Source organism: Roseivivax lentus (assembly GCF_900156805.1).
Taxonomy (GTDB): Bacteria; Pseudomonadota; Alphaproteobacteria; order Rhodobacterales; family Rhodobacteraceae; genus Roseivivax; species Roseivivax lentus.
Genome location: NZ_FTOQ01000008.1, coordinates 79,303 through 93,584, shown reverse-complemented (window position 1 = coordinate 93,584; position 14,282 = coordinate 79,303). Strand labels below are relative to the sequence as shown.

Here is a 14,282-nt window from a genome sequence, read left to right as displayed (position 1 = left end):
TTCAAAGCAAGTAAAAAATTTCCGAATACGTCGAGATAATCGGTGTAAGCGTCTTGTCATGGATTTTAAAAACACCAGCTAATCGGAGCTTGACTTGCACAAGGAGTGGCATCCGATGAGCGGGTCGATCCAACCCATCACGGATTCGAAGCGTGGTGCTCCGTTAACTCAAGAGATGTGCGTGTTTGGAGCGGGCGATGAGATTCGAACTCACGACATCCACCTTGGCAAGGTGACGCTCTACCCCTGAGCTACGCCCGCGACGACTGATTGCCTATCGTCGTTTTCGATCGTGTTCAACCCAAAATTTTGCGGCGACGTGGGGTGGGCTTGAATGACCTGGAATCGTGAATAATATGTTTAAAAACAAATATTTGTACCGGATCCGTGTTGGGCGTCCGGGCGCATATAAGCGGGCGTTTGCTACAGATGCAGGCAAAAATCTCGTCACAGCGATATGTTGAGCCCAGAAAGTTGGTGTCTGAAATCAGCGGAGTGATGACCGTACACCCTAGTCAGAACGGCTTCCGAAGTGTTGGTCATTGCCGCGATGGAAGCTATGGGTACGTTTGCCTGCATCATCCAGGTGATAGCAGTATGCTTAAAGATGTGCGCAGGGGCGCTTGGACGACTTAAGCCTGCATCTTTGTAAAGCGACAAAAGGCCTTTCGTAATGTTAGATACCGGGCGACCATGGTATTGAATTACTTGATCATCTGGAAGGGCTGAGCTCGCGCGTTCATGTAACCACGCAAGCAGACGGGAATTGTGCGAAATAGAAATTTTGGGCCTTCTTTTATTTCCAATAGATTGGCCAAAATCTATCCAGTCAGCCTCTCCTGTGCGGGAGTTCGCCACGCCACCGACTGTTGGCGAAGAAAGATGAACTCCGCTCCAGCGAAGATCCAGAATAGCTTGTTTGCGTGCTCCAGTGGTCACTGCGATTAAAACGAAACCCTCAAGGTGCTCCCGGTTTTGAACATGGCTATGCGGCACACTGCGAAAGTCACTGTGCCCATGGCTTGGGCGACAGCTATTCAGTAATCGTTCGACGTCCTTGGGAGATAAAAATTCATTGCGTGCAGGCGCATCAGACAGGCGAATTCGAAATGTTGGGGCTCTTGCAATGTAACGACGTGCTGCCGCGTCGTTGAGGCATGCGCGAAGCATCACTAGCGCCTTGCGTATTGTTGAAGTTGAGTAGAAACCCTCCGAACGGTTTGGAGGTACTTCTATCTTCATGATCGCGGTAAACTGGTCTACGTGGTGTTGCCCAAAAATTCCTATCGGCACACGACCCATCCGATCAGCAACCAGGTTAAGGGCGCAAGTCATTGTCGCGTGCTGCTGCTTCGTCTTCCAGCGTCGTTGATGACGCAGGAAGACGTCAATCAACTGTGACAAGTTCGGATTTCGTCCTAGGCGGTGCTGTGTAGTATTTTCCAAGATTTGCGGCAATGCGAACTTTGCCATGGAGATGTCACGAAGTCCGGTGGTTCTCCGCTTGCGCACCCCATCTTGATACCAAACAATCTCATAGATGCCGCTTGGCTTCCTTCTAAGGTAGGGAGTATTATCTGACGTATGCTGCAATACCATAAGCGCCCTTCTGAGGCCGGACTATAACCAATCTCAGCACCAGAGTATTGCAATAGCAAGGTAAGTCTCAGTGACATAGATTCATGCATCTTAGTTGAGTGCGCTTTAGCTCAACGGCTCGCGATTCTCAGTCGTGCTAGCGAATCTTAGACAGAAGTTGATCGAACTAGAAACTGGCGTTTTTCAAAGCTTTGCTTCGAGCGTTTCACTTCGCAAACACATGCGGTTAGGCGGATGGTCTTGCTCCCGTTCTGCCGGACGCTCCGGCTGTTGCGGTTTGAGCTGCGGGGAACTCGAGAGGCCAGCGCATCTTCGGCTACGAGTGCGGGTGGTGGTCGTTGTAGCCTTCGAACCACCCTGCGATCAATTCAAGGACTGGACAGCTTCAGGACCTGGCGTGACGTCGACGTAGTCGCGCTATGATGTCCACATGAGCGCCTCCGCTATTCGGCTGTCTCGAGGTTCCTCACGGCGGTGTAGCATGGACTGAGGCCGATTTGGCGAGCGCAGATTCGCGGCCCCTTGGCGACGCAACATGAGCCGACGTCGCTCAGCATCTGTACTGTGTGCGGGGCTCTGTAGCTTCCGAAACTCTGTTCTACGGCGCTCTCATCAGGTCGCGGATGCCTTATCCGCTGTTACCGGCATTCAACACAGTCCGCCGGGAGATGATCTCCCGGTTGTCCGCAGTGATGATGAATGCCCCGCGGATTACTTCCCCGGTTCAGGCAAGAAATTTTAGCCACCGAAATTCATATCCGCATCTCACTCGTAAACCCCTTCAACGCACTCGGCATCGGCGAGATTTCGAGTGTCGCTGGAATCAGTAGAGACAGGGCCGACCGCGCTTCAGTCTCAGATTCAACGGAGCTCGTGCAAACTACTTACCGCGCTTCGGGAAAGTAATACTCATAAATTCGCTGGCATCAGTGGGGAGGGAGCCCGTCGCGCTTCAGTCGCGGATTCTACGGCGCGCGCCCGCAAATTACTCACTGCGAATCGGAAAAGTAATACTCGCAAGCCTGTAAGCGCCTGTTTTTGTTAATTTTTTCAGGTTCTCAAATTTTGCGAATGTTGTGCAAAGTCAAGTTTAGGCGCAATAATCTGTTCCATTGGAACAAGATTCTGCTCAGCTACTGGCTGGGATCAACGTAAGTCTTTGATTTTTCTAAACAATTGGAGCGGGCGAGGCGATTCGAACGCCCGACCCTTACCTTGGCAAGGTAATGCTCTACCCCTGAGCTACGCCCGCTTACCAATCGAGTAGCGGGGATGTAGAAAATCGCGCGACCTGCTGCAAGGGGAAAATCGCGCCGACGGCCGGGATTCTCGGCCCGCGGCCGGTCTCACCACAGGCTGTGGGCGATGAGCGCGACGGAGGTGGAGCCGACCGAGAGGATCGTCAGCACCATCCCGCCCGAGCGCAGGAAGACCGACGGCGTCTCGCGCGAGAGCGCCAGCCCGTGCATCGCGCGGCCCACGAGCAGGAGCCCGCCCGCGAGGTGCAGCGCCTCGCGCGGCGCGCCCATCAGCTCGGTCAGCAGCATGAGCACGAGGCCCAAGGGCGCGAATTCGGCGAAGTTGCCATGGGCCCGGACGCGCCGTGCGAGCAGACGGTCGCCGCCATCGCCCATGCCCGTGCCGGTCTGCCCGCGCCGCAGGATGACGCCCGCGGTGAGGGCGAGGAACAACAGCCCCAGAAGGCCGCCATAAATCGCGGTGATCGCGAGGCTTGTCGACCCGTCCATCAGCGCGACCGGTCGTCTTTTTCGACGGCGCCACCCTTGGCGACCCAGTCGTTGAAGCCGTCTTTCATATGCGCGGCCTCGAAGCCCATCTTCTGCAGCTGGAACACCGCGAGGGCCGAGCGCCATCCGCTGGCGCAGTGGAAGACATAGCGTTTGCCGTCCTGGGCAAATTCGGGCTTGTGGTAGGGGCTGTCGGGATCGACCCAGAATTCCAGCATGCCGCGCGGCGCATGGAGCGATCCGGGGATGAACCCGGTCTTGGCGCGTTCGCGGATGTCGCGGATATCGACGATGACGACATCGGGGTCGTGCGCCATGGCCAGCGCCTCTTCGGTGGTGACCTCGGGGATCTGGCTGCGCGCCTCGGCGACCAGGTCGGCGGCGGAGATTTCGAGCTTGCTCATGGATGCGGCGGCCTTGTCTGGCTGAGAGGCTGTGTCGGCCAGAGCCTAGGCGCGGCGTGTGCGGGAAGGCAAGGGCCGCGGCGCGGCTGGGCGGCGTCTTCGGGGCGATTGGTCCGTGTCGAGGTCCTGTGCCGCTCGGGTCGATGGCCGGGCGCGGAATCGAGGCTGCGTGCAGCCGCCGCGCCAGCGCCTGCCCGCTCCGTCGCACCAGAGGTGCGCCGATTGGAAGTGACACGCCTTTGGCGTGGCGGGCTGGTGTTTTGGTGCCGGGGACGCATCGTTCTCTCTGCGCGGTGATCTGGCGGGGATAAAGCGCCTGCGTGCGCCGGTTGCAGCGCCATCCCGCGGGCAGGCGTGTGGCTGGGGTGCTTGTGTGACGGGAGCGTTTCGCAGCCTTCGAAGGGACGACGCGAAGGCTGCCTGGCGCGTTGCCGCGCCAAAGCCCCGCCGGGCCGCAGGCGGAAGGAGTGCGCCGGCGGGAAGGGCGCAGGCCTCCGGCCCGGCGGGTTGGGTTGGCGCTTTCAGCCAGACCCTGTCGGAAGACGGATCAGGTGGCCGGACGCGGTGCCTCTCACTCCGCCTCGTATTCCACCAGCAGGTCCTTCGCGTCGATCTGGCCGCCCGGCGTGGCATGTACGGCCTTGACCACCGCGTCGTGCTCGGCGTGCAGGCCGGTTTCCATCTTCATCGCCTCGATGGTCAGCAACAGGTCGCCCTTCTTCACCGATTTGCCCGCCTCCACGGCGACCGAGGCCACGACGCCCGGCATCGGCGCGCCGACATGGTTGGGGTTGCCCATCTCGGCCTTGGGCGCGGCCGCCTTGCCGCCCGTCGCCTTGCGGTCCGCGACGCGCACCGAGCGGGGCTGGCCGTTCAGCTCGAAGAACACCCGCCGCTCGCCGTTTTCCTGCGGCTCGCCGATGGTGATGAGGCGGATCTCCAGCGTCTTTCCAGGGTCGATCTCGGCGGTGATCTCCTCGCCGGGCTGCATGCCGTAGAAGAAGGTCTTCGTGGGCAGGGTGCGCACCGGCCCGTATTGCTGGTGGCGCGTGAAATAGTCGGTGAAGACCTTGGGATACATCAGGTAGGCGTTCAGGTCCTCGCCATCAAACTCCGCATCCTCGAATTTCGCGGACAGCTCGGCGCGCTTGGCGTCGAAATCGACGGGCTCGAGATGCTTTCCGGGCCGGTCGGTGAAGGGCTTTTCGTTCTTCAGGATGCGCTTCTGCAGGTCCTTGGGCCAGCCGCCCGGGGGCTGGCCGAGATTGCCGCGCATCATGTCGATCACCGAATCGGGGAAGGAGATGTCGCGCTTGGGGTCCTCCACATCGGCGCGGGTGAGGTTCTGGCTGACCATCATCAGCGCCATGTCGCCCACCACCTTCGAGGACGGCGTGACCTTCACGATATCGCCGAACATCTTGTTCACGTCCGCATAGGTGTGGGCCACCTCGTGCCAGCGCTCCTCGAGGCCCATCGACCGGGCCTGTGCCTTGAGGTTGGTGAACTGCCCGCCCGGCATCTCGTGCAGGTAGACCTCGGAGGCGGGGGCCTGCAGCGAGGATTCGAAGGCCGCGTAATTGCCGCGCACCGCCTCCCAGTAATTGGAGATCTCGCGGATCGCCTCGATATCGAGGCCGGTCTCGCGCGGGGTGAAGCGCATCGCCTCGACGATGGAGCCGAGGGTCGGCTGCGAGGTATTGCCCGACAGCGCGTCCATCGCCGCATCGACCGCGTCGACGCCCGCTTCGGCGGCGGCCATGACCGTCGCGATGGCGGCCCCCGACGTGTCGTGGGTGTGGAAGTGGATGGGCAGGCCCACCTCGTCCTTGAGGGCGCGGATGAGCGGGCCGGCGGCGGCGGGTTTCAAGAGGCCCGCCATGTCCTTCAGCCCGAGGATATGCGCGCCCGCGTCGCGCAGCGCCTTGCCCATCTCGACATAATACTTGAGGTCGTACTTGGCGCGGTCGGGATCGTTGATGTCGCCGGTATAGCAGATGGCCCCTTCGCAGACCTTGTTGGTCTCGAGCACGGCATCCATCGCGACGCGCATGTTCTCGACCCAGTTGAGGCTGTCGAAGACGCGGAAGACATCGACGCCGCTCTCGGCGGCCTGGTGCACGAAGCCCTGCACGACGTTGTCTGGGTAATTGGTGTAGCCGACGCCGTTCGAGGCGCGCAGAAGCATCTGCGTCATCAGGTTCGGCATCTTGGCGCGGATGTCGCGCAGACGCTGCCAGGGGCATTCCTGCAAGAAGCGGTAAGCCACGTCGAAGGTCGCCCCGCCCCAGCATTCGACCGAGAAGAGCTGCGGCAGGTTCGCGGCATAGGAGGGCGCGACCTGAATCATGTCGATCGACCGCATGCGCGTGGCCAGCAGCGACTGGTGGCCGTCGCGCATGGTGGTGTCGGTGATCAGGAGCTGCGTCTGCGCCGCCATCCAGTCGGCCACCGCCTGCGGGCCTTTCTCTTCGAGCAGGTTGCGCGTGCCCGGCTCGGGCGTCTCGACATTGGGTTTGGGCGCGCGGGCGGGGCGCAGGTCGGCGGCGGGTTTCGGACGGCCCTCGGTCTCGGGATGGCCGTTCACGGTGATGTCCGCGATATAGGTCAGCACCTTGGTGCCGCGGTCCTGGCGCGGCTTGAAGTCGAAGAGCTCGGGCGTCTCGTCGATGAATTTCGTGGTGTATTGGTTGTTGAGGAAGGTCGGGTGCTGGAGGAGGTTCTCCACGAACTCGATATTCGTCGAGACGCCGCGGATGCGGAACTCGCGCAGCGCCCGGTCCATCCGCTTGATCGCCTTTTCGGGCGTCGCTGCCCAGGCGGTGACCTTCACCAGAAGCGAATCGTAGAACCGCGTGATGACCCCGCCCGCATAGGCGGTGCCGCCGTCGAGCCGGATGCCCATGCCGGTCGCGGACCGGTAGGCGGTGATGCGGCCGTAATCGGGGATGAAGTTGTTGGTCGGATCCTCGGTGGTGATGCGGGTCTGCAGCGCATGGCCGTTGAGGGTGATGTCGTATTGGCTGGCCTTGCCCGTGGCCTCGGCAAGGCTCTTGCCCTCGGCGATGGCGATCTGCGCCTGCACGATGTCGATGCCGGTGACTTCCTCGGTCACCGTGTGTTCGACCTGCACGCGGGGGTTCACCTCGATGAAGTAGAACTTGCCGGTTTCCATATCCATCAGGAACTCGACGGTGCCCGCGCATTCATACTGCACATGGGCGCAGATCTTGCGGCCAAGCTCGCAGAGCTCCTCGCGCTGGGCGGCGGAGAGATAGGGGGCGGGGGCGCGTTCCACGACCTTCTGGTTGCGGCGCTGGACGGAGCAGTCGCGCTCGAAGAGGTGGTAGATATTGCCCTGCTTGTCGCCGAGGATCTGCACTTCGACGTGGCGGGCGCGGGTGATCATCTTCTCGAGATAGCCCTCGCCGTTGCCGAAGGCCGCCTCGGCCTCGCGGCGGCCCTCCTTGACCTTGGTCTCCAGCTCGTCCGGGCCCTCGATGGGGCGCATGCCGCGACCGCCGCCGCCCCAGGAGGCCTTGAGCATGAGCGGGTAGCCGATCTTTTCGGCCTCAGCGCGGATCTGGTCCATGTCCTCGCCCAGAACCTCGGTGGCGGGGATGACCGGCACGCCCGCCTCGATGGCGACGCGCCGGGCGCTCGCCTTGTCGCCGAGCGCGCGCATGGTCTCGGCGCGGGGGCCGATGAAGGCGATGCCCGCGGCGTCGCAGGCATCGACGAATTCGGGGTTCTCCGACAGAAGGCCGTAGCCCGGATGGATCGCATCGGCCCCGGATTGCTTGGCCACGCGGATGATCTCTGGGATCGAGAGATAGGCCTGGACCGGCCCCAGCCCCTCGCCGATGCGGTAGGCCTCATCGGCCTTGAAGCGGTGCAGCCCGAGCTTGTCCTCTTCGGCGAAGACCGCGACGGTCTTCTTTCCCATCTCGTTGGCGGCGCGCATGATACGGATGGCGATCTCGCCGCGATTGGCGATCAGGATCTTCTGGAAGTCGGGCATGGAGGGTCCTTCACGGAGTGTCTGACGCCTTCTTAGGCAATCGGTCGGGGGCGCTCAACTCGTAGCATTGGGTAGCGCATGGCCGCGCAGGTCTTTAGGGTGGCGCGCGCCCAATTGGCCCAAATTAGCGGCAAGATCGGCGGTGAGGATGCGGATCAGGTGGTCGGGGCCGTCGGGGCCGAGCGCGGCCAGCGCGTAATGCCAGGCCCGGCCCAGCATGACGAAATCGGCGCCCTGCGCCATGGCGCGGATGATGTCGAGCCCGCCCTCGATGCCGCCGTCGAAGACGATGGGCAGTTCGGTCGCAGCACGGATCCGCGGCAGCACGTCGATGGCGGGCGGGCCGCCGTCGAATTGCCGGCCCGCATGGTTCGACACCCAGATCGCGTCGACGCCCGCGGCTTCGAGACGCGGCGCATCCTCGGGCCGCAGCACGCCCTTGATGATGAGCGGCCCGTCCCAGAGGGCGCGCACCGCGTCGAGGTACTCCCAGTCCGGCCCGACGCGGAGCTGGTAGCCGATATGGGCGGTCGAGGAGAGGCTGGCATCGGCGCGGGCATACTTGTCGAGCGTCTCCATCCGCGGCAGGCGGCCCTGCGCCGCCCAGGCCATGGCCCAGGCGGGCCGGAGCGCGGTCTGGGCGAGAAGCCGCGGGGTGAGGCGCGGCGGCTGGGTGAGCCCGCCCTTGACCTGCCGTTCGCGGCGCGAGGCCGTGGGCAGATCGACGGTCATGACGAGCGTGGAAAAGCCCGCATCGCGGGCGCGGGCGAGCATGTCGGCGCGGATCCCGGGATCGCGGGGGGTATAAAGCTGGTACCAGCCGCGCCCGTCCACGTGGCGGCCGATCTTTTCCGGCGTGGAGGCGGCGACGGTGGAGAGTGTGTAGGGCAGGCGCGCGGCGGTGGCGGCGCGGGCGAGATGGCGTTCCGCCTCGGGCCAGATGAGCCCCGACATGCCCACGGGTGCCACGCCGAACGGCAGCGCATGGGTCTCGCCCAGAAGCGGCGTGTCAAGCGCGGCGGCCACCTCGCCATGCAGGATCGAGGGGGCGAAGCGGAGCCGGTCGAGGGCGGCGCGGTTGAGCCCCTGCATCGTCTCGCGTCCGGTGGCGCTGTCGAGGTAATCCCAGACGAAGCGCGGCAGGCGTGCTCGGGCACGGTCGCGCAGATCGGCGATGGCGGGGTAGCGGGCATCGAGGTCCATGCCGCAATTGTGCGCCTGCGCCGTCTTTTGTCCAGAGGAGGGCCGCGTGCCGCGGCCCGCATGTCTGGCGCGCTGATCGTGCCGATCATCGCGCGGCGTGCCGCGCCGGTCGGAGGGCGGGTTCGTGCGGCGCGGGCGCGCGCGAAGGCGAGGGGGCCGTCTGCCCCACCGCCGTTTTTCTTGAAACAATGGCGCGCGAAAGCGAGGGGGCTGTCTGCCCCACCGCCGTTTTTCTTGAAACAACGGCGCGCGCAAGGCGAGGGGGCTGTCTGCCCCCTCGCGCTCCCCCGAGAGGTATTTCCGGTCCGGTCGTGACAGGGCTGCGGCGCGCCGTCCGGTGGCGGGGCGTGGGGCGGTATGTTAGGAAGTGTTAAGATTTCCTTAACGCTCCGGTGGCTTGCCATGATGGAAACCCAGATCGCGCTTCTGCTCTGCAGCCTCCTGTCGGGCGGCGATGTCGAGGCGCGGCACGACTTCGCCAATCTCGGCGGCACGCGCGGCATCCGGGTCGATTGCGAGACGGCGCGCCACGTGATCGAGATCGGCCTCGACGACCGGGCCTCGGCGCGCGACAGCCTGCACCAGGCGCTCTTCGCGGCGGAAATCACCGGCAAGACGCCGCTTGTCGTGCTGATCGACCGGGATGGCCGCGAGGGCCGCTACGAATACGAGATGCGCCTTGTGGCAGCGCGGCTGGGCGTCGGATACGTGCGCTGCGCCGAGGCCTTCGTGCAGCGCTGGCGGGCCACGGCCCCGTGGCGGCGCGCCGAGGGCCACGACATTCCGATGGCCGGGCCGCAGCGCGGTCTGTGCGACCTCGCCAGCCTTCTGGAAGACGGCAACGGCGTCTGATCGGGGCCCGCGGCTGAGACGATCGGTCCCGGGATCCGGGCGGAACATTCTGCGAACGCCGCTTTATCTCGGGCCGGTTTGCGGCTATCTTCGCGCGCATGAGCAGTTTCGATGACATGGATGCCTTCGAGGCGGCGGCGACTCCGGGCCTCGCCGCGCGGGCGATGCAGGCGCGCGGCGCGCCCTATCTCGACGGGTTGAACCCGGCGCAACGCCAGGCGGTGGAGACGCTGGACGGTCCGGTCCTGATGCTGGCGGGGGCAGGCACCGGCAAGACCCGCGCGCTGACCGCGCGAATCGTGCATCTCTTGAACCAGGGCCGCGCCCGGCCTAACGAAATCCTCGCCGTGACCTTCACCAACAAGGCCGCGCGCGAGATGAAGAGCCGCGTGGGCGGCATGCTGGGCCAGACGATCGAGGGCATGCCGTGGCTCGGCACCTTCCATTCGATCTGCGTGAAGCTGTTGCGGCGGCATGCGGAACTGGTGGGGCTGAAGTCGAACTTCACCATCCTCGACACCGACGACCAGGTGCGGCTGATGAAGCAGCTCATCGTGGCGCGCGGCATCGACGAGAAGCGTTGGCCCGCGCGGCAACTGGCGGGCATCATCGACGGCTGGAAGAACCGCGCGCTGAGCCCCGACCGGCTGCCCGCCGCCGATGCGGGGGCCTTCAACCACGAGGGGCCGGCGCTTTACGCCGAGTACCAGGCGCGGCTGAAAGAGCTGAACGCGGTGGATTTCGGCGATCTGCTGCTGCACGTGGTGACGATCTTCCAGACCCATGACGACGTGCTGGCGCAGTATCAGCGGTGGTTCCGCTACATCCTGGTGGACGAGTACCAGGACACCAACGTGGCGCAATACCTGTGGCTGCGGCTTCTGGCGGGCGGGCACAGGAACATCTGCTGCGTGGGGGATGACGACCAGTCGATCTACGGCTGGCGCGGTGCCGAGGTGGGCAACATCCTGCGCTTCGAGAAGGATTTCCCGGGCGCTCATGTGATCCGGCTGGAGCAGAATTACCGCTCGACGCCGCATATCCTCGCGGCCGCCTCGGGGGTGATCGCGGGCAACCAGGGGCGGCTCGGCAAGGAATTGTGGACCGAGGCCGAGGAGGGCGAGAAGGTCCGCCTGATCGGCCATTGGGACGGCGACGAGGAGGCGCGCTGGGTCGGCGAGGAGATCGAGGCGATGCAGCGCGGGACGCGGGGCATGCGGGGCTATTCGCTGGACGAGATGGCGATCCTCGTGCGGGCCTCGCACCAGATGCGCGCCTTCGAGGACCGGTTCCTGACCATCGGGCTGCCTTACCGGGTGATCGGCGGGCCGCGCTTCTACGAGCGCATGGAGATCCGCGACGCGATGGCCTATTTCCGCGTCGTGACCAGCCCCGAGGACGACCTGGCCTTCGAGCGGATCGTGAACACCCCCAAGCGGGGCTTGGGCGACAAGGCGCAGCAGACCATCCAGCAGATGGCGCGGGCCAAGGGCGTGAGCCTCGTCGAGGGCGCGCGGATCGCGGTCGAGGAGGGCGCGATCAAGGGCAAGGGGGGCGCGGCGCTCAAGGTTCTGGTGGAGGATATCGCGCGCTGGGGCCGGATGGCCGGCGATGCGGATCTGACCCACATGGAACTGGCCGAGATCATCCTCGACGAATCGGGCTACACGGGGATGTGGCAGGACGACAAGACGCCGGAGGCGCCGGGGCGGCTCGAGAACCTCAAGGAACTCGTCAAGGCCCTGGAAAGCTTCGAGAATCTGCAGGGCTTCCTCGAACATGTCAGCCTCGTCATGGACAACGAGTCGGACGATGGCGGCGCGAAGGTGTCGATCATGACGCTGCACGCGGCGAAGGGCCTGGAATTTCCTGCCGTGTTCCTGCCGGGCTGGGAGGACGGGCTCTTTCCCTCGCAGCGCTCGATGGACGAGTCGGGGCTGAAGGGCCTCGAGGAGGAGCGGCGGCTGGCTTACGTGGGCATCACGCGCGCGGAAGAGGTCTGCACGATTTCCTTCGCCGGCAACCGGCGGGTCTTTGGCCAATGGCAAAGCCAGATGCCCTCGCGCTTCATCGACGAGCTGCCGGAGGACCATGTGGAGGTGCTGACCCCGCCGGGGCTTTACGGCGGCGGCTACGGGGCGGCGGGCATGGCGGCGTCGGCCTCGCCCGAGATCATGGCCAATGCGCAGAGCGGCCTGCACGACCGCGCGGCGCGGGCCGATGTCTACAATTCGCCGGGCTGGCGACGGTTGCAGGAGCGGTCGAAGGACCGGCCGATGAGCCAGCCGCGCGAGAGCCGGCACCAGGTGATCGACCTCGACGCGGTATCCTCCTACGTGATGGGCGAGCGGGTCTTTCACCAGAAATTCGGCTATGGCGAGATCGTGGGCATCGAGGGCGACAAGCTCGAGGTGGCCTTCGACAAGGCGGGCACGAAAAAGGTCGTGTCGCGCTTCGTCTGCGCTGCCGACGATGTGCCGTTCTGAGCGAAACGCGTCCCGCTTTTCTTGCGGCCCTGACGGAACCCGCGGCGCGCCCGGGCGCAAGCCTCTGACATCCGGGCAGTTTCAGAGCCTTGATGATGGTGCATAGCGGCAATACCCGTCGGGTGATTGTGCATGCGCAGCATCCGCTTATCTCACCTGTAACGATTCATGCTCATATCGAGACAGCACAGGAGGCTTCCCATGGCCTATGCACAGAACGACCTGACCCAAAGCGGCCTCGGCCGCTTCAAGGCGCGCTTCGAGACCCTTCGCGCAGCCTACAGCGCGCACCGTGCGCGCCGGGCGATCTACCTGCGGACGGTCGACGAGCTTCACGCGCTCAACGATCGCGAACTTGCGGATCTGGGGTTCCACCGCAGCGAGATCCCGCGTCTGGCCCGTCAGGCCGCCGCCGAAATGTAAGCAGCCCGCGCCCGCCTTTCGGGACGGGCGCCGGTTGTACCACAGGCACGGGGCAGGGGGGCACGGCGCCGCCCTGCCGGATCGTCTTTGCAAAAAAAACGCAGCCGCGCCGCCGGGGCCGCGTCCGCGCCTCTGTCTTGACGCGTGGCAGGCTGCGGGTTTATAGCAGCGCATCGTGGCGATTTGTTCACCGGATTGCGGGCCACGTTAAACAATCCGCTAAAGAGGTCAGCCGAGAGTGCCCTTCCGAGGAGACCCCTTTCGCTTGGCCGCGACGGGGTTTTTTTGTGCCCGCGACAGGGGCCGAGACGGAGCGAACGAGATGTCAAAGCGCAAGACACGCACCAACCTGATCCATGGCGGCACGCGCCGCAGCCAATACGGAGAACTCTCCGAGGCGATCTTCCTCACACAGGGTTTCGTCTATCCGTCGGCGGAGGCCGCCGAGGAGCGCTTCGTCGGCGCGGGCGAGGACGAATTCATCTATGCCCGCTACGGCAACCCGACCGTGCGCATGTTCGAGGAGCGGATCGCGCTTCTGGAAGGCACCGAGGACGGGTTCGCCACGGCCTCGGGCATGGCGGCCGTCAACGGCGCGCTGATGTCGATGCTGAAGGCCGGCGATCATATCGTCTCGGCGCGGGCGCTTTTCGGTTCGTGTCTCTACATCGTCGAGGACATCCTGCCGCGCTTCGGCGTGGAGGTGACGCTGGTCGATGGTGCCGATCTCGACCAGTGGCGCGACGCGGTGCGCGACGACACCCGCGCAGTGTTCTTCGAAAGCATGTCGAACCCGACGCTGGAACTCGTGGATATCGCGGCGGTGGCCGAGATCGCCCATGCCAAGGGGGCCACGGTCATCGTCGACAACGTCTTCTCGACGCCGGTCTATTCGGACGCGGTGGCGCAGGGCGCCGACGTGATCATCTATTCCGCGACCAAGCATATCGACGGGCAGGGGCGCACGCTGGGCGGCGTCATTCTCGGCACGCGGGAGCATATCCGCAAGGTCGTGGAGCCCTACATGAAGCATACCGGCGGCTCGATGAGCCCGTTTACCGCCTGGGTGCTGCTGAAGGGCCTCGAGACGGTCGATCTGCGCGTGCGCGCCCAGACCTCGAACGCGACGGCGATCGCCGATGCGCTCAGCGGCAATGCGCATCTGAGCCGGGTGATCTATCCGGGCCTCGAGAGCCATCCGCAGCACGCGCTGGCGGTGCGGCAGATGGGCGCGGGCGGCACCATGATCGCCTTCGAGGTGAAGGGCGGCAAGGAGGCCGCGTTCCGCTTCATGAACGCGCTGGAGATCATCCTGATCTCCAACAATCTCGGCGACGCGAAGACCATCGCGACGCATCCGGCCACGACCACGCATCAACGGCTTTCGGAAGAGATGAAGGCCGTTCTCGGCATCACCGACGGGCTGATCCGGCTGTCGGTCGGTCTCGAGGATGCGGACGATCTGACGCAGGATATCGAGCAGGCGCTCACGGCGATGTGAGGGTCGGGCAGCGCCCGGCGGTCATGGGGAAACCTTATGATCCGG

9 protein-coding genes, 2 tRNA genes and 1 riboswitch are annotated in these 14,282 nt (G+C 64.4%); of the genes, 4 read left to right on the top strand and 7 right to left on the bottom strand.

The window, feature by feature from the left end:
* Positions 1-186: 186 nt before the first annotated feature.
* The 7 genes from BW990_RS13620 to BW990_RS13590 form a co-directional block, all read right to left on the bottom strand.
* A tRNA-Gly gene (locus BW990_RS13620) sits at positions 187-261 on the bottom strand.
* A gap of 186 nt (positions 262-447) precedes the next feature.
* The gene (locus BW990_RS21055; protein WP_083950610.1) at positions 448-1,599 is read right to left on the bottom strand and encodes a tyrosine-type recombinase/integrase; all 1,152 of its coding nucleotides are present in this window, start codon (positions 1,597-1,599) and stop codon (positions 448-450) included.
* 1,177 nt (positions 1,600-2,776) lie between these two features.
* A tRNA-Gly gene (locus BW990_RS13610) sits at positions 2,777-2,851 on the bottom strand.
* A 94-nt stretch (positions 2,852-2,945) separates the two neighbouring features.
* On the bottom strand, positions 2,946-3,347 hold the full coding sequence (locus tag BW990_RS13605) for an MAPEG family protein (RefSeq protein WP_076448625.1): 402 nt from the start codon (positions 3,345-3,347) through the stop codon (positions 2,946-2,948).
* Positions 3,347-3,751, bottom strand: a complete 405-nt coding sequence (locus BW990_RS13600) for a rhodanese-like domain-containing protein (protein ID WP_076448623.1) — start codon at positions 3,749-3,751, stop codon at positions 3,347-3,349. Before BW990_RS13600 ends, BW990_RS13605 begins: the two co-directional genes overlap by 1 nt.
* Before the next feature lie 571 nt (positions 3,752-4,322).
* Positions 4,323-7,772: a pyruvate carboxylase gene (locus tag BW990_RS13595; RefSeq protein WP_076448621.1), complete on the bottom strand. Its 3,450-nt coding sequence runs from the start codon at positions 7,770-7,772 to the stop codon at positions 4,323-4,325.
* A gap of 54 nt (positions 7,773-7,826) precedes the next feature.
* A complete protein-coding gene (locus tag BW990_RS13590) occupies positions 7,827-8,975 on the bottom strand; it encodes an alpha-hydroxy acid oxidase (RefSeq protein ID WP_076448619.1) in 1,149 nt (382 codons plus the stop codon).
* A gap of 402 nt (positions 8,976-9,377) precedes the next feature.
* Between BW990_RS13590 and BW990_RS13585 the strand changes: the two genes are divergently transcribed.
* The 4 genes from BW990_RS13585 (at position 9,378) to metZ (ending at position 14,237) form a co-directional block, all read left to right on the top strand.
* The gene (locus BW990_RS13585) at positions 9,378-9,827 is read left to right on the top strand and encodes a hypothetical protein (RefSeq protein WP_076448617.1); all 450 of its coding nucleotides are present in this window, start codon (positions 9,378-9,380) and stop codon (positions 9,825-9,827) included.
* 98 nt (positions 9,828-9,925) lie between these two features.
* Positions 9,926-12,313 carry an ATP-dependent helicase gene (locus tag BW990_RS13580; protein ID WP_076448616.1) on the top strand — a complete coding sequence of 796 codons (2,388 nt, stop codon included), beginning with the start codon at positions 9,926-9,928 and terminating at the stop codon, positions 12,311-12,313.
* Positions 12,314-12,514: 201 nt separating this feature from the next.
* Positions 12,515-12,736 carry a DUF1127 domain-containing protein gene (locus tag BW990_RS13575; RefSeq protein ID WP_076448614.1) on the top strand — a complete coding sequence of 74 codons (222 nt, stop codon included), beginning with the start codon at positions 12,515-12,517 and terminating at the stop codon, positions 12,734-12,736.
* A gap of 165 nt (positions 12,737-12,901) precedes the next feature.
* Positions 12,902-12,980: riboswitch (SAM riboswitch) on the top strand.
* Between the two features lie 78 nt (positions 12,981-13,058).
* The gene (gene metZ, locus BW990_RS13570; protein ID WP_076448612.1) at positions 13,059-14,237 is read left to right on the top strand and encodes an O-succinylhomoserine sulfhydrylase; all 1,179 of its coding nucleotides are present in this window, start codon (positions 13,059-13,061) and stop codon (positions 14,235-14,237) included.
* Positions 14,238-14,282 lie beyond the last annotated feature (45 nt).

Excerpts from the sequence above, each read along its gene's own strand:
- BW990_RS21055 (WP_083950610.1), bottom strand. The coding sequence starts at position 1,599 with ATGGTATTGCAGCATACGTCAGATAATACTCCCTACCTTAGAAGGAAG.
- BW990_RS13605 (WP_076448625.1), bottom strand. The coding sequence starts at position 3,347 with ATGGACGGGTCGACAAGCCTCGCGATCACCGCGATTTATGGCGGCCTT.
- BW990_RS13600 (WP_076448623.1), bottom strand. The coding sequence starts at position 3,751 with ATGAGCAAGCTCGAAATCTCCGCCGCCGACCTGGTCGCCGAGGCGCGC.
- BW990_RS13595 (WP_076448621.1), bottom strand. The coding sequence starts at position 7,772 with ATGCCCGACTTCCAGAAGATCCTGATCGCCAATCGCGGCGAGATCGCC.
- BW990_RS13590 (WP_076448619.1), bottom strand. The coding sequence starts at position 8,975 with ATGGACCTCGATGCCCGCTACCCCGCCATCGCCGATCTGCGCGACCGT.
- BW990_RS13585 (WP_076448617.1), top strand. The coding sequence starts at position 9,378 with ATGATGGAAACCCAGATCGCGCTTCTGCTCTGCAGCCTCCTGTCGGGC.
- BW990_RS13580 (WP_076448616.1), top strand. The coding sequence starts at position 9,926 with ATGAGCAGTTTCGATGACATGGATGCCTTCGAGGCGGCGGCGACTCCG.
- BW990_RS13575 (WP_076448614.1), top strand. The coding sequence starts at position 12,515 with ATGGCCTATGCACAGAACGACCTGACCCAAAGCGGCCTCGGCCGCTTC.
- metZ (WP_076448612.1), top strand. The coding sequence starts at position 13,059 with ATGTCAAAGCGCAAGACACGCACCAACCTGATCCATGGCGGCACGCGC.